The sequence below is a fragment of the Dietzia sp. NPDC055877 genome, assembly GCF_053615975.1.
In genome coordinates this window covers 152,541-171,813 of the sequence record NZ_JBSHCV010000002.1, presented here as the reverse complement: position 1 = coordinate 171,813, position 19,273 = coordinate 152,541, and the positions used below count along the sequence as shown (strand labels likewise).

The following is a 19,273-nucleotide window of genomic DNA, read 5'->3' as shown; positions in this document are numbered from 1 at the left end:
TGACGGCTGTGCAGAAGCAGATGCGACGAGGGGTCCCGTCCCCTCCGCCCGAGGTGCTGCGGGACGACCACCGATTCGCTGCCTGGGCGGCGGACACCGCAGGCAGGGTGTTGCTCGAACTGCGAGACTCGATGCCCTCGGGCAGGGAACTGAAGGACGCCGGCGACCTAGCCTCACACGAACTGCTGATGGAGCTCTTCGCGAGATATGCGCCCGAGGACGCGGTGCTCTCCGAGGAGGAACACCGCGGGACGGCCGGCCGACACGATCGGCACACGGCGCGGCGGGTCTGGATCATCGACCCGGTCGACGGGACCCGGGAGTACTCGGAACCACCTCGAGAAGACTGGGCCGTCCACGTGGCACTGTGGCAGGACGGTGAGCTCGCCGCCGGCGCCGTCTGTCAGCCCGCGCTCGGCCGGACCTTCCGCACGGGGACCGCCCCGGTGCTGCCGGAGCCCACGGCCACCCGCCCGCGCATCGCGGTCTCGCGGAGCCGGCCCCCCGCGTTCGTCGAGGGGCTCGCGGCCGGGCTCGACGCGGACCTGGCGCCGATGGGCTCGGCCGGCGTCAAGGTCATCTCGGTGGTCCGGGGGATCACCGACGCCTACGTCCACGCCGGCGGCCAGTACGAATGGGACTCCGCGGCCCCGGTCGCGGTGGCCCGAAGCGCCGGGCTGTTCACCAGTCGGATCGACGGAACGCCGCTTGCCTACAACCAACCCGACGTGCTGCTCCCGGATCTGCTGGTATGCCGCCCTGAGCTCGCCGCACCGATCCTCGACCATCTCGCGACCCACCCGATCGACAACGAGGAGAAGAGCTCATGACCGAGGACTGGACCCGGAGCCTGCGGGAAGCGGTCGCCGAAGCCGAGGCGCTCATCGCCGACCCGCCGTTCGACATCACCGAACAGGAGCGCGCCGAGGGCTACGACTACCTCGCGGGCAGCATCCGCTCGTCGATACAGGCGGCCTTCGACTACGACCTCGTCCACCCCGTGTTGATGAACGGCACTCATCAGTACGCACGTCAGGGGCTCGACAACCCGGACGCCATCTACTTCAACGCCTACCTCACCGAGGGCGGGACCTACGAGATCTCGGGCGTGCGCGGCACCACGGCGGACCTGTCCTTCCAGCTGATGGACGGCAGTTACACGGCCGCGGGCGCACCGACCACACTGGCGGCCTTCGACGACCGCGAGCTGGACATCGCTGACGACGGCAGCTTCACGTGGCGGTTCGGCCCTGAACTCGGGCTGTCCAAGGGCTCCAACCTGATCATCCGCGAGGTCTACAACGACTGGATGGCCGAACGCCGTGGCTCGATCCGCATCCAGAGACTCGACACTGCCGGCGTTCCGAGGCCGCCGCTGACCCGCGAGGGGGTCCAGAAGCGCTACGACGTCGCCGCCAAGGCGTTGACCACCCGGATCCGCACCTGGTTCGAGTTCCCGAAGTGGTTCACCTATCCCGAACCGGTCAACACCCTGACCCCGCCCAGGCAGACACCGGGCGGGTTGGCCAGCCAGTACTCGGCTCTGGGTCACTACGCCCTGCGGGACGATCAGGCCCTGGTTGTCACCGTCCCCGTGTGCGACGACGCCGCGTACCAGGCGATCCAGCTGGGTTCCAAGTGGTACGTGTCGACCGACTACGAGCATTACCAGTCGTCGTTGACCGCCGCGCAGTCGCAGGCCGACCCGGACGGGATGTTCCGTTACGTGATCTCGACCCGCAACCCGGGCATTGCGAACTGGCTCGACACCACGAACCACGCGTCCGGGGTGATCATGCTGCGCTGGCAACACATCGGACGTCAGCTCGGCCCGGCCGACGGGCCGTCCGTGGAGCTCGTCGCCCACGACGACCTCGCCCGGAGCCTGCCCTACTACGACGACAACCTCGTCACCGCCGAGCAGTACGCCGCGAGGATCGCCGACCGCCAGGTCGGCATCGCGCAGCGGATGATCTCGTGACACCAGATAAGGACCACCACATGAGTGACAACGTCATGACCAGGGAGCGGGCCGAGGTCGGCTCGTACGAGGAGATCGTGGCCGCCGCCATGCGCTCCACAGGACTGTCTGATCTCGGCACCGGCGCCCACGAAGCAGGTCTGCGGGTGATCATCGAGGACCTCAATTCCGCCGAGGCCGGGCTCACCCCCCGGGGTCGTGCGTTCCAGCGCTCGGAGGTCAAAAGCGCCCTCACCGGGGTGCTGCTCACCGAGGCGGCGTTCGCAGCCCACCCCGGCCACCGCGATGTGCGGGTCGAACGTCCGATCTTCCTGATGGGGCTGCCCCGGACGGGAACCACGATCCTGCACCGGCTTCTCCACGCCGACCCGGGCGCCCAGGGGCTCGAGATGTGGCTGACCCAGTTCCCGCAGCCCCGCCCTCCCCGCGACACCTGGGAAACGAACCCGCAGTATGCCGCGATGCAGCGGGCGTTCGCCGCTCATCACGCCGCGGACCCCGAGTTCATGGGCATCCACTACATGGACGCCGCCGTGGTCGAGGAATGCTGGCGGTTGCTGCGTCAGACCGGCAAGTCGAACTCCTATCAGACCACCGCATATCTACCGCGCTACACCGAGTGGCTGGCAGGTCAGGACTGGACGGACGCCTACGCGCGGCATCGGCGAAACCTGCAACTGGTCGGCCTCAACGACACCGGCAGACGCTGGGTGTTGAAGAACCCGTCGCATATGACCGCGCTGGACGCTCTCATGACGGCCTACCCCGATGCACTGATCGTCTACACCCACCGTGAACCGGTCACCTGCATCGCGTCGGCCTGTTCACTCGCCGCCAGCGCGACTTCGGGCCACTCGGAGACCTTCGTGGGCGAGACCATCGGCCGGACCCAACTAGACCTCTGGTCGAACTCGTATCACGCGTTTCACGACGCGCGTGCCAGGTACGACCGGGCACAGTTCGTCGACATCGCGTTCGGCGACCTCGTGGCGGACCAGGTCGCCACCGTGCGCCAGGTGTATGAGGCGTTCGACCTGGACTGGACGCCGGAGGTCGAGGCGGCGGTCGCCGAGAGTGATCGCGAGGCCAGGAGTGGTGCCGCCGCGCCCCGACACAATTACACGCTCGCCGACTACGGGCTCACCGAGAAGCAGGTCCTGGACGCTTTCGACCGCTGACGCCGGCGACGTGGATCCCGGCCACCGAACGTCTCACATCACAGGAGTGACAATGAACGACATCGTAGAATCCGCCCCCGGGCCCCGGGCCGCGGCACCGTCCATTCTGACGGGCAAGGTGGTACTGGTGAGCGGGGTCGGCCCGGATCTTGGCCGTTCTCTCGCCGTGCGGTCCGCGCAGGCCGGCGCCGACGTGGTGCTGGCCGCACGAGATGGCGACCGCCTCGAGTCGATCGGGCAGGAGGTGCGAGCACTGGGTCGACGCGCTCTCGCCGTGCCGACCGACGTCACAGACGCAACCGCTCGTCGCGAGCTCGTCCGGGCCGCCGTCGTCGAGTTCGGTCGCGTAGACGTCCTGATGAACGCGGCGTTCGTCCACCCACCGTTTATCAAACTCCTCGACGCCGACCTCGACGACATGCGGAAGCAGGCTGACCTGAACGTCCTGGCCTCGGTCGGGCTCGTCCAGGAGCTCGCCCCCACGCTCACCGAAAGGGGCGGATCAGTCGTCCTCATCAACTCGCTCGTCCTCCGCAACCGGCTGCCGGGATTCGGCGCCTACCGCATGGACAAGGCGGCACTGTTGGCGGCGGCTCGCAGCCTCTCGGTTGAGCTGGCGCCCGAGGGCGTTCGCGTCAACTCGGTGGCCCCGGGCTACATCTGGGGCGAGAAGCTCCGCGGGTTCTACGAGCTGCGCGAGTCGCAGGGCAAAACCACGGTTGCCGCGAAGTACGCCGAAAAGGCCCAGCAGACGGATTCGCGACGCCTGCCGACCCCCGACGAGATCGCGGACGCCGCGATCTTCCTCGCGTCCGACTTCGCCAGCGGCATCACCGGTCAGTGCCTGGACGTCAACTGCGGTCAGAGCCATCACTAGAGACGTACTGACCACCGGGCCGCCCGGGCCTGAGGCGGGCGGTGAGCGTGGTGTTCCCCGGCGCTGAGAGAACCCAGCCGACCGTCGACAACTGCCTGTGCGCGCCTCGTCGCCACGTTTCGTCACCAACCCCCGTTAAACGTGATATTCATCACATCAGACGCTTTAAGTCAGTGCATCATGCGTCTCGGACCCGCAGCCCCTCAAGGAGAATCAATGAAACGCACGGCTCCCACCTCAGTCGCGGTCCTCGCAGCCGCCGCCCTGGCCCTCACCGCGTGCGGGGGCGGGGACAACGGCGCCTCCGAGACGGCAGCCCGGGCTGACGCCGACTCGCTCCTCCCGACCATGGGCGAGGAGTGCACCGAGGACACGGCAGGCGGCACGATCACCATGGGCGAGTACGTCATGCTGCCCTCGTTCGCACCGGGCCAGGGCCAGTACGGGACCCGCGGCGGCGCCCAGTCTGCCGCCGTATACGACCGCCTCATGCGCTGGGACTCCCAGGCCGGCGAGTTCGTCCCGCAGCTCGCGGAGGGGCTCGAGTCCAACGAGGACAACACGGTGTGGACCCTCACCCTGCGCGAGGGGGTGACCTTCTCCAACGGCGACCCGTTGACCGCCGAGGACGTGGCATTCACCCTCGGGCTCCATCAGGATCCCGCCACGCGATCGACCGCGATGACCGATGCTCTCCAGGTCGCCAATGCCGAGGCGGTGGACCCGCTGACAGTCGAGTTCACCCTCGATGAGCCGTGGGCCGGCTTCCCGGTCCTGCTCTCCGGCACCGTCGGCGAGGTCATCCCCCGACAGGCGTACGAGGCCAGCAGCCCGGATGCGTGGGAAACCGCCCCCATCGGCGCCGGCGCCTTCGTGCTCGAGGAGTTCGTCCCGGGCCAGAAGACCGTCCTCACCCCGAACCCCGACTACTACGGCGGGCCGGTCTGTCCGACTCTGGAGTTCATCCGTATCCCCGGATCGCAGGGCACCTTCGAAGCGTTCCAGAACGGTGAGCTACAGGTGGGTTATCTCCGGGGCGCCAAGTTCGTCGCCGAGGCGCAGGACGCGGGTGTCCAGGGTTTCCACGACATCATCAGTTCCGGATCGGTCGTCAACATGAACTCGGGCGCGGCCGGCTACGACGGTGTCCTCACGGACCAACGTGCGCGCCAGGCCGTGGCCTACGCCCTGGACCGTGAGCTGATGGACCAGCGCCTGACCGGCGGAAACGGTGAGCCCACGTCCGCACTGCTCGCGGAGAGCTCACGCTTCTACGACGGCCAGGAGGGGCCTGAGTACAACCAGGAGCGGGCGGCCGAACTCGTGGCGGAGGTCAAGGCGGACACCGGCTGGGACGGCGCGGTGACGATCCTCATCGCTGACGGCCCGGAGAACATCGAGGCCGGGGTGGTCAACAAGGCACTGCTCGACGCCGCCGGGTTCAACGTGACCATCGAGAACGCCCCGGTCTCGCAGGTGACCGCCCGTCAGTTCACCGGCGATTACGAGATCGTCCTCAGCGGCATCGCCGTCTCCGACGCCGACCCCGCCTCCGCGTTCGCCAGCGCCCTCACGCCGACCGGCGCCACCAACCTCACCGGCGTGGACGACCCCCGGCTCACCGCGGCGATCACCGAACTCAAGGCGGCCTCCGACCTCGAATCCCAGAAGGCCGCGTTCACCGCACTGCAGGAGGTCCACAACGAGGTCCTGCCGTTCACGGTGATCGCCAACGGAGACGAGTACGCGATCGTCGACGACTCCGTCCACGGCCTCAAGGCCACCATGCTGAACGTCGTCATGTTCGACGACGCCTATGTCGAGGACTGATATGTAGGTGGCGTTCTCACCTGGAACGGTGAAGCGGCCTCCCCCACGACGGATGGGGGAGGCCGCTTCATCGTTCGCGCTCGCGGCCGGGTTGTCAGATGCCCGGTCGTCGAACTTCCATCTCGTATCGACCGGTGGGGACGGCGTCGACCGTCCCCTCGTCGAGGAACCGAGAGGTCGAGGCGGTCATGGTCCTCATGTTCTCGGCCATCCGCGCCTCGTCACCGGGCGCGTCGAAGAACACACCGAGATCGGAGGCCGCCGCGATGGGGAAGATCTCCTCCACGATGCCGTCGATCTCCGGCGCATCGTCCGTCAACGCACGAACCACCACGTGCTGTGTGTAGCCGGTGGTGGACTGGGTGTCGACCGCCACCGTGGTGTGGTCGTCCAACCAGGTACGCAGCCACTCCTCCCCGGGGATGCGCTCGGGACGGCGCAGGAACGCGATATTCGCCATGCCCTCGCACCTGACGCCCTCCGGCGGAAGTGGCTCGGCGGCGGTAGTCGACTCGATCACCGGAAGGACTTCCGAGGCGGTGACAGACCACGCCGAGACCGGGCCCAGCCGACGCAGCGCGTGCAGTAGGTCCGCGCACCCGGCCGCGGACGCCACCGGAACGCGCGCGCGAACGGCTGCCACCAGCCGGCGTGGGGTCACGCGGACGTCGATCAGTGCGCCTTCGACCTCGGCGTCACGGACGTTCACGACGTAGCGCGCCACACCCAGGTTCGCCAACGGCTCCGCGACGGCCTCGGCGATCTCCGCGCGGACCCGTGCCGGGGAGGCGGCACCAGCGTCAGAGGGGGTCTCGGTGGCAGAGCCGGCGCCGGGAACCGTGTCCTCGGCGTCGGACCAGACCACTGCAAAAAGAGTATCCATGGAGAGAACCCTAGTGGGCTGACACCTGTAAAGTAGCGAAATCCCGAGGCCCGGCGTAGCCCTGCAGGTCTCGACGAACGGGTCAGGGTCCCGAGACTCTCACCCTCCGGTACGCATCCGGGCAAGACGTCCTGGACCGGCGGACTTCGGCGATGGCGGCGGGTTCACAGCAACAGGTGACAGCGGCGGATGCGGTCCAGCCACCAATCCCTGCGGTATGCGACAGCCCGGAGTCCCGCCAGCCGTGCCGGGTCCGGGCCGATGGTCCGCACCGGGAGATGACCGCCCGCCAGATCGAACGCACCCGGCTCGACCACGTCCTCAAGAAAGAAGCCCCCAGTGCCCAGGCCCGCAGCAGGGACGGCGTCGTCGTCGTCACCACATCCGGGTAGCGCAGCGGCCGCCGCGACACCGGCGGACACTCCCACCGCCGAGTCCAACGCCGAGGACACGGTGACGGGGACGCCCAACTCCGCGGCCACCGCGAGCAGCCGCCGGGGGCCGCCCAGAGGCGCGACCTTGACCACCGCACGGTCGGCGCCGCCGGCGCGCACCACACGAAGCGGGTCCTCGGCGCGGCGGATGGACTCGTCCGCCGCGACATCGACCCGCACCCCGTCCGCGGCCAGGCGCCCGCGTAGCTCGACCAACTCGTCGACCGTCGCGCAGGGCTGCTCCACGTACTCGAGGCCCGGCCCGTCGAGCGACACCGGTCCGGTTCCCGGCGCGCGCGAGGGGTCGGCGGCGCGGACGGCCTGGTCGAGGACCCGCACGGCAGCCGCGGCCTCGTCGACGCCCCACCCCCCGTTGGCGTCCACCCGGACCCGCACGCCGGGGCGCGCCTGTAGAACGGCGGCGACGCGGGCCACGTCGTCCACGAGTTCCTGTCCGGACTCGGCGACCTTGATCTTGACCGTCGTGCAGCCGGGGAACCGCTCCAGGATCGCGGGCACCTCGCCCGCCGCGATCGCCGGGATCGTGGCGTTGACCGCGACCCGCGTCCTCAGCGCCGGCGGCGGACCCTGCCACGCCATCTCGATCGCTGATGCCAACCAGTTGGCCGCCTCGTCGTCGTCGTACTCCGGGAAGGCCCCGAACTCACCCCAGCCGGACGGACCCTCGACCAGCGCCACCTCGCGCTCGGTGATGCCACGGAACCGCACCCGCATGGGCAGGGCCACCACGTGCACGCGGTCGAGCAGATCGTCGATCGACTCGGGGCCCGGTACGGATGTCATAGCTCCACGCTAACGTCGAGGCCATGACTGAGCAGAGCAGCACCGGGCAGGACACGTCGCAGGGCACGCCCCGGGACAGCGCCGACAACCCGTTCGACCCGTCGCAGTGGCGAGAGATCGAGGGCTTCCGCAATGGCGTGGACCTGACGGACCTGACCTACCACCGGCACGTGGGCGAGGGCCGGGCCAACGGCATCGTGCGCATCGCCTTCGACCGGCCCGAGGTGCGCAACGCCTTCCGGCCGCACACGGTGGACGAGCTGTACCGGGTGTTCGACCACGCGCGGCGCTCCCCCGACGTGGGCACCATCCTGTTCACCGGCAACGGGCCCAGCTCCAAGGACGGCGGCTGGGCGTTCTGCTCCGGCGGCGACCAGCGGATCCGTGGTCGTTCCGGCTACCAGTACTCGACCGAACACGACTCGGACGTCGCCGGGGCGACCGCTGACAAGGTCGACCGGGCGCGGGTGAAGGCCGAGGGCGGGCGTCTGCACATCCTCGAGGTGCAGCGGCTCATCCGCACCATGCCCAAGGTTGTCATCTGCCTGGTCAACGGCTGGGCGGCCGGGGGCGGGCACTCTCTGCACGTCGTCTCCGACCTGACCCTGGCCTCCCGCGAGCACGCCCGATTCAAGCAGACCGACGCCGACGTGGGCTCCTTCGATGCCGGCTATGGCAGCGCGTACCTGGCCAAGCAGGTCGGCCAGAAGTTCGCCCGCGAGATCTTCTTCCTCGGGCAGGCCTACACCGCCGAGGAGATGTTCGCCATGGGCGCGGTCAACCGCGTGATCGACCACGCGGAGCTGGAGAACACCGCGATCGAGTGGGCGCAGCAGATCAACGGCAAGTCGCCCACCGCGCAGCGCATGCTCAAGTTCGCGTTCAACCTCACCGACGACGGCCTGATGGGCCAGCAGGTGTTCGCCGGCGAGGCCACGCGGCTGGCCTACATGACGGACGAGGCCGTCGAGGGGCGCGACGCGTTCCTGGAGAAGCGCGAGCCCAACTGGGACGACCACCCGTACTACTACTGACCCCACCACCAGGCCCGAGGCACCAGAGAAGCCGTGACTGACACCCGCGAACTGCGCATCCTTCCCGTGCCGGCGGGACCGGCGGTGGCCGAGGTGTTCCCCCCGCTGGTGGACATGCTCTCGGGCCGCGGGCCCGCCTTGCTGCCGGTGCCCGCGGAGGACCCTGCGCGCACACGTCTGCTCGTCGACAGCCAGCGGCCGGGCGAGCCTATCGACGCTCGTGCCGCCATGGTGGTGAGCACCTCCGGCTCGACGGGGACGCCCAAGGGCGCGATGCTGTCCGCCGCCGCGCTGGGGTCCTCCGCCGCGGCGACCGATGTGTTCCTCGGCGGTCCGGGCCGGTGGCTGCTCGCGCTGCCGGCCCACCACATCGCCGGACTGCAGGTGATCCTGCGATCGCTGCGGGCCGGGTACGACCCGGTGGTGATGGACCTGTCCGGCGGGTTCGACCCGGCTGGCCTGCCCCCGGCTGTGCAGGCGTGCGTGGCCGGCGGGGCCCGCGGTTACACCTCGCTCATCCCGGGCCAGCTCGCGAAGGTGCTCGACGAAGGGTCTCCCGAGGCCGTCGCTGCCCTCGCCCGACTCGATGCCATCCTGCTCGGTGGCGCCGCGGCGCCTCCCGAGCTGCTCGCCCGCGCAGCTGACGCCGGGATCCGCGTGGTGCGCACGTACGGGATGAGCGAGACCGCGGGCGGGTGCGTGTACAACGGTGTCCCGCTGGAGGGGGTGGAGGTCCACATCGAGGACGACGACGACACCGCCTCGGGTCGGGTCTGGCTGGCGGGACCGCAGGTCGCGCTGGGATACCGCAACGCATCCGGCCATCCTGCGTTCGCCCGCACGGGGTGGTTCCGGACCGACGATGCCGGCCGGCTCGACCCGGATGGCCGGCTCCGCATTCTCGGCAGACTCGACGACGCGATCAGTGTCGGAGGCCTGACGCTCTTGCCGCAGACCGTGGAGGATGCGCTCCGGCAGCACGCGGCTGTGGTCGACGTCGTCGTCGTGGGGATCCCCGACACCAGACTCGGCGCACGCCCCGTCGCGGCGGTGACCCTCCGCTCCCCCGCCGCGCCGGACGAGTTGCGCACTCACGTGACCTCGATCCTCGGCGCGCACTCGGCCCCCGCCACGGTGGCGGTCCTGCCCGAGCTCCCCACGCTGCCGGGCGGCAAGGTGGACCGACGCGCCGTCGCCCGGGGCGTCATCGATGGGACAATCACAGAATGACCCGCGAGACCTTCCAGTCCCCCGACATCCCCGCCGAGTCCGGCGGCGCCACTCTGGCCCACTGGGTGGAAGGCGCGCGTCCGCGGACGTGGCCCAACGCGTTCGCACCGGTGCTGGTCGGCTCTGCGGCGGCCGGGCTGGCCGGCGGGTTCGTCTGGTGGCAGGCGCTGCTGGCGCTGGTCGTGGCCTGGTCGTTCATCGTGGGCGTCAACTACGCCAACGACTACTCCGACGGGATCCGTGGCACCGACGACGAGCGCGTGGGGCCGCTGCGTTTGGTCGGCTCCGGGCTCGCCAAGCCGGCGACGGTGAAGCGGGCGGCGTTCGCGTTCCTCGGCCTCGGCGGCGCGGCCGGTCTCGTACTCAGCGCGACGTCGGCGCCGTGGCTCATCCTCGTGGGGCTGGCCTGCATCTTCGCCGCCTGGTTCTACACCGGAGGCAAGACCCCCTACGGCTACCGCGGGCTCGGCGAGGTCGCGGTGTTCGTGTTCTTCGGGCTGGTGGCCGTGCTCGGCACGCAGTTCACCCAGCTCGGGTCGATTACCTGGTACGCGGTGGTCGCGGCCGTGGCGGTGGGCAGCTTCTCGTGCGCGGTCAACCTCACCAACAACCTGCGTGACATCCCCTCGGACACCGAGGCCGGCAAGGTCACCCTCGCCGTGCGCCTCGGCGACTCCAACACGCGCGGCCTGCACGCTGTGCTCGAACTGCTCGTACCGCTTCTGGCCACCCTCACGCTGATTCCGGCCACCCCGTGGGCGCTGCTCGGACTGATCGCGATGCCGATTGCGTGGAAGGCCAACGGCCCGGTCCGGGCGCGGGCCTCCGGCGCCGACCTGATTCCGGCGCTCGGGATGGCCGGGGTCGCGATGCTCGCCTGGAGCGTGCTCGTCAGCTGCGGCTTCCTGATCGCCTCGCTGTAGCCGCCGGCGGCGGCATGTCGGCGCTGCTCGGGTGCTCGGCGCTGCCCTCGGCTTCGGCGTTCGCGCTTCACAGCGATTCGCCCTCCGGATTCACCCGACAGATTGCGGTTCGCCCACGCCTGAAGCCGATTCGCACGCCGAATATCGATCCCCTCACGGGGTCCGCGAAGTAGATCGAAATCCACTGGGCGGGTCGTTCGTGACTCCGGTCCTCCGCCCGCGATCAGGCCCAACCCCTCATCCGTGGGGGCCGCGACTTTTGATGGCACCACGGCGAGATTTTCGCCCGCATCGAACCATGGTGCTACCAAGGATCGCAGTGATGTCGACGAAGTGGCCGGGCTGCCGACCTGCGGCGCGGCGCGGCGCTTCGCGGCAGCGGTGGCGTGGCTGGTGCTGCCGCACGCAGTCAACGCACCTTCCGTAGGGCGCGCTCACTGTGCCTGGCGAAGTGACGGTGGAAAGTCCGGCTAGGACCGCGGGGCGTCCGACTGTTCGGCGTCCGGCTGCTCCGTGTCCGACTGTCCGGCGTCCGGGTTGATGGTCGAATGTGGGAGCTCAACAGTCTCCACAACCGGTGGTGCGACCTCGGGATCCTCGACCGCGCCGGCCGCGAACCCGGCCGCGGACATGGCACCGAGGACGACGACGGAGGCGATGACAGGTCGGGAGATGCGCACTTCAGCCTTTCGCACGTTGTTGCCGCGACACCGCGACCCGACCACCGTAGCCCGAAATACACGCCACCCCGGTAGTCATCTCGGGTGAGGAGATGCCTACCGGGGTTGACGGGGTCACCGACGACCTGCCCGGCCGCCGGGAGTCTCTAGCGGTCAGCCGCGGCCATTGGCGACCGTGGGGCCGGGGGCCTGGGGCTTCTTCGGGGAACCGGCTGCGACGGTCGGGGCGACCGAGCCCGCCGAACCACCCGGGCTGTTGGTCGACGAGCCGTTCGGGCCCGATCCGGTCGAACCGCCGGTGGTCGTCCCACCGGTGCTGGAACCGAGCAGCGCCGGCACGCTCGAGGAGGCACCCGGAGTCGAGGACCCGCCGTTCAGCACGATGCTCAGGCCGGCCAGGCCCAGCAGGGCGGCACCGGTCAGGGCGAGACCCGGTGCGACGTTGCCGAGCGAGCCGGTGGTTCCCGTGGTGGTGGAGCCGGGGACCGACGAGCCCGGAACGGTGATCTCGCCCTCGGTGGTCAGCTCGGCGCCGCCGGTGGCCTCGCCCTCGGTGGTCGAGCCGGCCGGTCCGCCCTCGGTGTTGGTCAGCGAGCCGAGCGGGCCGCCCGGGGTGTCGGTGCCGCCCGTCGACCCGGTCGCGAGCTCGCCGACGGAGTCCGAGTTACCGCCGAGGGCGACGACGATGCTGGCGACTGCGTCGAGCAGCGAGTCCGCGCCCTCGGAGCCGGTGACGATCTGGCCGCCGGCCTCCGCCTCGCCGCCGAGGCTGCCCTGCACGGCGCCCGACGAGCCGGCGTCAAAGCCGGCCGGGGCCGTGCCGTCGGCGTTGTTGATGACCAGCTGCACGGGCAGGGTGACGTCCTGGCCGTTCATCGTGCCGTGGACGGTCACGTCGAAGACACCACCCTCAGTGGGAGTACCGACGATGACGCCGTTTTCAAAGCGCAGTCCATCAGGCAGGCCGGTCACATTGGTGACCTCGAGACCGGCCATGCTGCCGGACCACATGATCTGGCCGACGTCGTACGAGAACTCGGCATCGGCCGTGAACCCGGGGATGGTCACCGCGACGGTCTGGACGTCTTGACGGACGGTCGGCGCATCGGGAGTGGCGACGACGACGCCACCCACCAGTGCGACAGCGGCGGCGGCTGCGATGGGGGCGACGAGGCGGCCCCGGACGATACGACGAGGACGGGCGAGGCGATCACGCATCGGCTGATTCCTTCCGGAGGGGTTCGATCGCTCACTCCCAAATGAGAGCGCAGACCATTACAAGAGTCACTCTAACCACTTGCACACCAACTGTCTACTTCTAACTCATTAACCACTTATGTCTCATCAGTCTCACTAGTAACACACTCCCTGGGGTATAGTTTTCGATGTGGGCGGGGACTTATCTCCCGGCTACCGCCCTCCCCGGAGGGCCCGGACGCGCACCGCGCGGTATTCGCCACCGAGGGCGACAAATGGCAACTGCCCGGCCCCACGCGGGGCCGGGCAGTTCGCGCCGTGACGCCGGCTTCGTCAGCCGGCTTTGTCAGCCGGCCTGCACCAGCTACGCGGGGTCAGGACACCGGAACGGTGGTCGGAAGCGCGGAACGCGCGCCCCCTCCATCGACGTCAGCGGGCGCGGACGCGCGAGCGGAATCGCCGGTATCGGACTCCGCAGCCCCTGCAACCGGAACAGAGGTGACGGAGGCAGGCGACGAAGCGGCACCGATCCCCCGAGGAGCGCGAGCGACGGTGCCCGTGACCGTGGTGACGGGCTGCCCGTCACCGTCGACGATCACGGTGACAGGCGGCATCACCATCTGGCCACCGAAGATCGTCTTACACAGACCCTCGTCCAGCGAGCCGGTCCGACCGAGGAGTTCAGTACCGCTCCCCTCGCCCGCCACGATCTCGAGCAGGTTCGGGAACGTGTCCAGGGCGGAGGTGACGATGTCGAACACCCCGGCAGGGATCCCGTCGATTCCGAACAGCGGATAGAACTTGGCGACCGAGCCACCCAGGTCCGGCAGATCGCACACCGCGCCGTCCTCAGGCGCCAGGTCAGGAGGACTGCTGTCGCCGCCGCCCGATCCCGCGGAGCCGCTACCGCCACCGGGGGCCGGGTCACCGTCCGACTGGCCGGGTCCGTCCTCCGTATCCGGATCCGGTTCGCCGGCCGAATCCACGGCGAGCGATCCACCCGCGAGACTCCCACCGAGCAACCCCTCAACCGGAAGCGAACCGGAATCGGAGCCGCCATCCTGCGCGCTCACGACGGGGACAGCGAGTGCCGCCAGGGCGAGCGCGGCAGCGGAGGCGGTGACGACCTTGCGGGCGAACATGGCTGGCGGACTCCTTTATGGCAGTGCAGCGATGGGGCGACGACTCATGTCGAGCCCGGGAAGCCCGAGGGCCGGTGACGACAGGAGAAGCCTATCGCGCCGGTCCGACAACCTGCCTCAAGCGCACTACGGTCCCGCGAAGTCGGCCGGTCCGTCGGCCGACGTCACCCGCCCAGGCTGCCGGCGCCCGTGGTGAGCAGACCCAGGAGCGCGGTCGGCCCGATGGGCAGCGCGGCGGCCGCCCCCTGGAGCTGAGCGTCTGCGGGCACCCCGGTCGTCGCGGCCGCTCCCGGGCGGTCCCCGGCGGTCGCCCCGCCCTGCCCGCCGAGCAGCCCCGGAGCCAGGGTGCACAGCATCTCGCCCGCCGAGCCGAGGTCGCTGAACGGGCCGTCCTCACCGAGCACCGACGGCAGCAGGCCCACGACCGCATTGACCAGCACCATCACCAGGCCCGTGGAGGCGGTGTCCTCGTCGCCCATAGTCGGCAGCAACTGCGCCAGGGACGACGCATCGGTCTGGCCGCCACCGAGAACTGAACACAGGTCGGAAGTGGTGCCGGACCCGTCGCCTCCGGCGCCGCCCTCGCCGTCGCCTCCGGTCCCGGTGTTGCCACCGGTGCCGTCGCCGTTGTCGTCGCCGTTGTCGTCGTCGTTGTCGTCGTTGTCGACACCAGATCCGTCGCCGCCGCTCTCGCCACCGACACCATCGCCGGAGCCGGGCTCCTCGGCGCCCCCACGCGCGCGCTCACCGGGGACGGCCGAGAGTGTCGGCTCGACCTGCGGGGCAGGCCCGGTGTCAGCGGACGGGTCCGTCGTCCCGGACGGATCGGAGGTGACGGTCGGGTCCGTGGCCCCCTCTGCGCCCTCGGTGACGGTGATCGTGACCCGCTGCGAACGTGAGACGTCCGCGTTGGAGACCGTGACCAGCACGTCGTACTCACCGGCGCGCGTCGGGGTGCCGGAGATGACCCACCCGTCCTGGGTGAGACCGTCGGGCAGGCCCGTGACCGTGACGGTGGTCCCGGCAGGGATCGTCCCGCCCGCGGCCTGCGCCACTACGGGCTCCAGATCCAGGTTCACCTCGGTCCCGAGGGGCATTTCCTGTGTTGCACCACCCTGCGCGGCGGCGTTCTGCGTGAGCTGGATCCCCTCGGCCTCGACCTCCGCCGGCGAGTTGACGGCGGCCACCGTGCTGCCGCCGACCACGGCGAGTGCGGCGAGCGCACCCCCGAGCACGAGGGAACGAGAGCGGGGGACGGTGCGGTCAGGGCGTCGCTGGAACATGAGGCCACCTTGTCGTCGAGGAGTGGACGTGACGCGACCGGGGACACCCCAATCACACAGGCACCATACGTCACATGAGTCACACGAGCCACAGGGTTCGCGGCGGGTCGTCCGCTGACGCCTCTGCCCGACAACCTCCGGGCGCTCGGCCGCCAAGAGACCGGCGGTAACATTCCGCGATCCGCCGTCGATCAGGACAGGAGAGGCGATGACGGGTGCGAGCGGCGTGCCGTGCCCGGCGAAGAGAACGTGACCTTCCGGACTATCCGAAGTCTTTAACGCTTCAGTGGTAGCCATCCTTTGACAGAACTGAGACACTATCGTTATGCGAAATCGGGTGCTCCTGTCCGCCGGCGCAATTGCGCTACTGGCGGCGTCGTGCGCGCAGCCGGAACCGCAGGTCCTCTCCGAGGCGCCCCGGTCCGCCTCCGCGGCCGAACTGACCTCTCCCAGCCAGACCACTGAGGAGGAGGCCCAGCCGGGCCGTTTCATCGCGCGTTGCGCAACCGAGGCCGACGGCGGCACTCCCGGAATGACGTTCTTCACCGACGGATCGCAGAACGTCACAGACCACTGCCTCAGCCGCTACTACATCGGCGTACAGCCAGCCCCGGGCGCGCTGTACGTGCCGGACGCCGACGCGGGCAGCCTCGCGCCGACCCGCGAGACCCCCGTGTCGGAGACGACCGACTCCTATCAGTGGACGCCCGCTCAGCCGCGTACCGACGCCGGCCCCGAGGGAACCACCGACGAGGACCGCGACCAGCTCGAGGGCGAGGAGACGACCTCCGAGACGGACGATCCGGACTCCGAGTCCACGACGACGTCCCCCGGCGAGACGTCGCCCACCACGCCGCCCTCGACCTCGCCCGGGCCGACCGACCCGACGGAGCCCACCGAGCCCACCGAGCCCGGCGAGACCACGCCCGGCACCGGCAACCCGGGCGAGACCGAGACCTCGCCCACCACGCCTGGGTCGTCAGAGCCGGGTCGGCCGACCGAGGTCCCCACCACCACCGGGGCCCAGCAGAGTCGACCCGCGGCTCCCCCGACCTCGGTTGAATCGGCCGGCCCGACCGGGCCGTTCGGTTCGCTCGGTTCGCACGGCTCGCACGCTCCGGTCCCACGCTAGTCCGCGGCCCGGCCCCGAGAACCCACCGTCGCTCCTCGCCCATCGCGAGCCGCGGTGTGTGGATCGTCTGGTGCGGATCTGACCGTGCCGAAATGACAGGACCGGGCCGTCCCCTAGTGGGGACCGACCCGGTCACCTGAGGTCTGCGGGCTACTGCCCGTCCACTACGCCGCGCGAACTCATGCCTCGTTCATGCGCCGGCGCAGGTCCTCGCGCTTGATCCGGCGCCCCTCGTCGACAGCCGCGATGTCCGAGTTGATCTGGGAACGCAGCTTGCTGAAGATCACCATCGACAGCGGCAGTGCGATCACGACCGCGATGATCGCTGCGACCAGAACCGGCACCTGGGCACCCGCCAGGTAGCCGATGCCGATGACCAGCAGCGCCAGCACGAGCACCAGCAGCAGCCGGACTATCGTGTAGAAGATCATGTTCCGCGCCAGACGAGCACCGGGAGAGTCCAGCTTGGGCGTCTCCCATTCGGCAGCCGACCCACCCTCGGAGGTCTCCGCCGGGTTTACTGACTCATCTCGCTCGCTCATGTCTCCCAGGATACGTATCGTGGTGTGAAGGAGGTTCGAGTGATCTGGCTGTTCGCACTCATCGGAGTGATCACCGTGGCGATTCTGCTGTGGCGGGCCTTCGGCCCGGGCTCACGGCCCGCTCCCCCGCGCGTGATCGCGCCTGACGACGACCCTGACTTCCTCCGGGACCTTGATCGTCGCAAGCCGCTCGATCCCTGACCACGTCGGGATATCGGGCAGAGCACATAACGAGGTCGGGCGCGCACTCCGCAACCGCGGACTGCACGCCCGTCCGCTCACTCGCCGCGCCACTCGGGCGTGCGCTTCTCCAAGAACGCGGTCATGCCCTCCTGCGCGTCACAGGTGACAGCGTTGATGGCCATGGTCTCGGCCATCGCACGGTAGGCATCGTCCTGGGGCAGGTCGATCTGTCGGTAGAAGGCCTGCTTGCCGATCTCCAGGGTGAGGGGGCTCGCGTCGGCGATACGGGCGGCGAGTTCATCGACACGGGCGCGGAGCCGGTCCGCCGGGACGGCTTCGTTGATCAGGCCCCAGTCGACGGCGGTCGCCGCGTCGATCGTCTCGCCGGTGAGCAGCATCTGCATGGCTCGCTTCCGTCCGATGCTCCGGGAGACCGCCACCATCGGGGTCGAGCAGAACAGCCCGATCTTCACCCCCGGGGTCCCGAACCGGGCCGATTCCACGGCAACCGCGAGGTCGCAGGTCGCCACGAGCTGGCAACCGGCAGCCACCGCGTGGCCCTGGACCTCCGCGATCACCGGCTGGCGGATCGCCTGAACGCTCTCCATCAATTCGACGCAGGTGGTGAAGACCTCCCGCTCCTGTTCGAGGGTGCGGTCGACCATCTCACTGATCTCATGCCCCGCCGACAGTGCCGGGCCCGACCCGGTTACCACGACGACGCCGCACGAGGGGTCCCCGCCGAGAACACGGATCGCGGCGGTCGCGTCCCGCATCATCTGCAGGGAGAGCGGATTGCGCCGCTCGGGGCGGTCGAGGATGACGCGCGCGATCGGACCGCTGCGCTCGACACGGACGTAGGGGGTGTTCACCGTGGGCCTCCGGTAAGGGGACGAAGAGTCTCGTTTCCTCGGTTTTACCCTCGGCCACCGTCTGACGCGGCGAAAGGCGCGGACTACGCCCCCGTCGCGGTGGCGTGCTGCCCGTCGCACCACTGCTCGGCGGGGACTCCGACCTTGACGTCGTCGATGTGCTGGCCGCAGCCGTCCCAGGTGGTCTTGCCGCAGACGGTGCAGGTAACGGGGTAACACATGGTGATCTCCTTATGATCGTGTCGACTTCTCCCATGGCCTATCCGACACCGTATCGCGCCGACCGAACCATCGGACTGCATACCCCTTAGGGTATGTGCAGGAGGGCGCCCACGCCACCTTCCGCCCCTGGGATACGCCCCACATCGGGTGGCCGATCGCGCTCAGTGGGCCGGGCGCCACTCCTCGTCCACGCGCGGCGTGGCCTCACGCAGATGGTCGGTGTACGCCACGCAGTCGTCCCACTTCGGCAATCGGCCCGCCGCCGCCACATCCAGCAGACTCGGGGCGCCGCGATCGCGCTCGCTCATGACGTGGTCGATGGGCGTGCCGTCCAGGGCCATCGAGGGCCAGTCGATCGCGATCTTGGGGTCGAATGGGTCGATCACGTGCTCGGCGCCGGGACGCCACCCCTCCGAACACAGGTACATCACCGTGGACTGCGGCTCGAGCGAGAGGAAGCCGTGCGCCACGCCCTCGGGGACGTAGACGGCCCGCTGCTCGGCCGAATCGAGGATGACGCCCGTCCACTCACCGAACGTGGGTGAGCCGACCCGGACATCCACCATGACGTCGAAGACCGTCCCCGAGGGGCACAGCACGTACTTGGCCTGCCCCGGGGGGACCTCCGCGAAGTGCAGACCCCGCAGCACTCCCTCGGCGGACACGGACACGTTGACCTGGGCGAGGTCGAGTCGGTGGCCGGTCATGCGCCGGAACGCGGGGTCGGTGAACGCCTCGTGGAACGCGCCACGGTCGTCCGCGATCTGGCGAGGGGTGACCTCCCACGCCCCCGTCACACTGAGTTCGCGAAGCTGCACTGACGGTCCCGCCTTCCCGAGATCGAGG

Annotated in this window: 20 protein-coding genes; 10 read left to right on the top strand and 10 right to left on the bottom strand. The window is 69.6% G+C overall.

Annotated elements, in window-relative coordinates; all coding sequences use genetic code 11:
* Positions 1-20: 20 nt before the first annotated feature.
* The 5 genes from ACWGLC_RS02985 (at position 21) to ACWGLC_RS02965 (ending at position 5,866) form a co-directional block, all read left to right on the top strand.
* The gene (locus tag ACWGLC_RS02985) at positions 21-830 is read left to right on the top strand and encodes a 3'(2'),5'-bisphosphate nucleotidase CysQ (RefSeq protein ID WP_452098733.1); all 810 of its coding nucleotides are present in this window, start codon (positions 21-23) and stop codon (positions 828-830) included.
* Positions 827-1,981: a hypothetical protein gene (locus ACWGLC_RS02980; RefSeq protein ID WP_452098512.1), complete on the top strand. Its 1,155-nt coding sequence runs from the start codon at positions 827-829 to the stop codon at positions 1,979-1,981. The genes ACWGLC_RS02985 and ACWGLC_RS02980 overlap by 4 nt, the downstream gene beginning before the upstream one ends.
* A gap of 20 nt (positions 1,982-2,001) precedes the next feature.
* Positions 2,002-3,159 (top strand): sulfotransferase family protein, encoded by a 1,158-nt coding sequence (locus ACWGLC_RS02975; RefSeq protein WP_452098511.1) that lies wholly within the window; start codon positions 2,002-2,004, stop codon positions 3,157-3,159.
* A gap of 52 nt (positions 3,160-3,211) precedes the next feature.
* Positions 3,212-4,036, top strand: coding sequence for an SDR family oxidoreductase (locus tag ACWGLC_RS02970; protein ID WP_452098510.1), 825 nt, complete (start codon positions 3,212-3,214; stop codon positions 4,034-4,036).
* Between the two features lie 216 nt (positions 4,037-4,252).
* Positions 4,253-5,866 (top strand): ABC transporter substrate-binding protein, encoded by a 1,614-nt coding sequence (locus ACWGLC_RS02965; RefSeq protein ID WP_452098509.1) that lies wholly within the window; start codon positions 4,253-4,255, stop codon positions 5,864-5,866.
* 94 nt (positions 5,867-5,960) lie between these two features.
* On the opposite strand, the gene ACWGLC_RS02960 is transcribed toward ACWGLC_RS02965, so the two are convergent.
* Both ACWGLC_RS02960 and ACWGLC_RS02955 read right to left on the bottom strand, forming a co-directional pair.
* Positions 5,961-6,749 (bottom strand): hypothetical protein, encoded by a 789-nt coding sequence (locus tag ACWGLC_RS02960; RefSeq protein ID WP_452098508.1) that lies wholly within the window; start codon positions 6,747-6,749, stop codon positions 5,961-5,963.
* Positions 6,750-6,913: 164 nt separating this feature from the next.
* Positions 6,914-7,987: an o-succinylbenzoate synthase gene (locus ACWGLC_RS02955; RefSeq protein ID WP_452098507.1), complete on the bottom strand. Its 1,074-nt coding sequence runs from the start codon at positions 7,985-7,987 to the stop codon at positions 6,914-6,916.
* Between the two features lie 23 nt (positions 7,988-8,010).
* Here ACWGLC_RS02955 and ACWGLC_RS02950 point away from each other — a divergent pair, with 23 nt between their 5' ends.
* From ACWGLC_RS02950 to ACWGLC_RS02940, 3 genes are read left to right on the top strand one after another with little or no spacing between them, the layout of a single operon-like run.
* Entirely contained in the window at positions 8,011-9,021 is a 1,011-nt protein-coding gene (locus tag ACWGLC_RS02950) for a 1,4-dihydroxy-2-naphthoyl-CoA synthase (RefSeq protein WP_452098506.1), read from the top strand.
* A 33-nt stretch (positions 9,022-9,054) separates the two neighbouring features.
* A complete protein-coding gene (gene menE / locus ACWGLC_RS02945; protein ID WP_452098505.1) occupies positions 9,055-10,251 on the top strand; it encodes an o-succinylbenzoate--CoA ligase in 1,197 nt (398 codons plus the stop codon).
* The gene (locus ACWGLC_RS02940; RefSeq protein WP_452098504.1) at positions 10,248-11,174 is read left to right on the top strand and encodes a 1,4-dihydroxy-2-naphthoate polyprenyltransferase; all 927 of its coding nucleotides are present in this window, start codon (positions 10,248-10,250) and stop codon (positions 11,172-11,174) included. The genes menE and ACWGLC_RS02940 overlap by 4 nt, the downstream gene beginning before the upstream one ends.
* A gap of 470 nt (positions 11,175-11,644) precedes the next feature.
* Here the strand turns inward: ACWGLC_RS02940 and ACWGLC_RS02935 are convergent, their stop codons facing one another.
* From ACWGLC_RS02935 to ACWGLC_RS02920, 4 genes are all read right to left on the bottom strand, one after another.
* Positions 11,645-11,854 (bottom strand): hypothetical protein, encoded by a 210-nt coding sequence (locus tag ACWGLC_RS02935; protein WP_452098503.1) that lies wholly within the window; start codon positions 11,852-11,854, stop codon positions 11,645-11,647.
* A 153-nt stretch (positions 11,855-12,007) separates the two neighbouring features.
* On the bottom strand, positions 12,008-13,072 hold the full coding sequence (locus ACWGLC_RS02930) for a hypothetical protein (protein WP_452098502.1): 1,065 nt from the start codon (positions 13,070-13,072) through the stop codon (positions 12,008-12,010).
* A 353-nt stretch (positions 13,073-13,425) separates the two neighbouring features.
* Positions 13,426-14,193, bottom strand: coding sequence for a hypothetical protein (locus ACWGLC_RS02925; protein ID WP_452098501.1), 768 nt, complete (start codon positions 14,191-14,193; stop codon positions 13,426-13,428).
* Positions 14,194-14,357: 164 nt separating this feature from the next.
* Positions 14,358-15,476 carry a hypothetical protein gene (locus ACWGLC_RS02920; protein WP_452098500.1) on the bottom strand — a complete coding sequence of 373 codons (1,119 nt, stop codon included), beginning with the start codon at positions 15,474-15,476 and terminating at the stop codon, positions 14,358-14,360.
* 325 nt (positions 15,477-15,801) lie between these two features.
* On the opposite strand from ACWGLC_RS02920, the gene ACWGLC_RS02915 reads away from it, so the two are divergent.
* Positions 15,802-16,608, top strand: coding sequence for a hypothetical protein (locus tag ACWGLC_RS02915; protein ID WP_452098498.1), 807 nt, complete (start codon positions 15,802-15,804; stop codon positions 16,606-16,608).
* 179 nt (positions 16,609-16,787) lie between these two features.
* Here ACWGLC_RS02915 and ACWGLC_RS02910 read toward each other — a convergent pair whose 3' ends face one another.
* Complete coding sequence (locus ACWGLC_RS02910) at positions 16,788-17,150, bottom strand: DUF4229 domain-containing protein (protein WP_452098496.1); 363 nt, start codon at positions 17,148-17,150, stop codon at positions 16,788-16,790.
* Positions 17,151-17,189: 39 nt separating this feature from the next.
* Between ACWGLC_RS02910 and ACWGLC_RS02905 the strand changes: the two genes are divergently transcribed.
* On the top strand, positions 17,190-17,351 hold the full coding sequence (locus ACWGLC_RS02905) for a hypothetical protein (RefSeq protein WP_230928355.1): 162 nt from the start codon (positions 17,190-17,192) through the stop codon (positions 17,349-17,351).
* Between the two features lie 77 nt (positions 17,352-17,428).
* Here ACWGLC_RS02905 and ACWGLC_RS02900 read toward each other — a convergent pair whose 3' ends face one another.
* The 3 genes from ACWGLC_RS02900 to ACWGLC_RS02890 all read right to left on the bottom strand — a co-directional run bounded on the left by ACWGLC_RS02900 (position 17,429) and on the right by ACWGLC_RS02890 (position 19,245).
* Entirely contained in the window at positions 17,429-18,205 is a 777-nt protein-coding gene (locus ACWGLC_RS02900; RefSeq protein ID WP_452098495.1) for an enoyl-CoA hydratase, read from the bottom strand.
* Positions 18,206-18,288: 83 nt separating this feature from the next.
* The gene (locus ACWGLC_RS02895) at positions 18,289-18,426 is read right to left on the bottom strand and encodes a hypothetical protein (RefSeq protein ID WP_230928357.1); all 138 of its coding nucleotides are present in this window, start codon (positions 18,424-18,426) and stop codon (positions 18,289-18,291) included.
* 162 nt (positions 18,427-18,588) lie between these two features.
* Entirely contained in the window at positions 18,589-19,245 is a 657-nt protein-coding gene (locus ACWGLC_RS02890; RefSeq protein ID WP_452098494.1) for a dTDP-4-dehydrorhamnose 3,5-epimerase family protein, read from the bottom strand.
* Between the last annotated feature and the right edge of the window lie 28 nt (positions 19,246-19,273).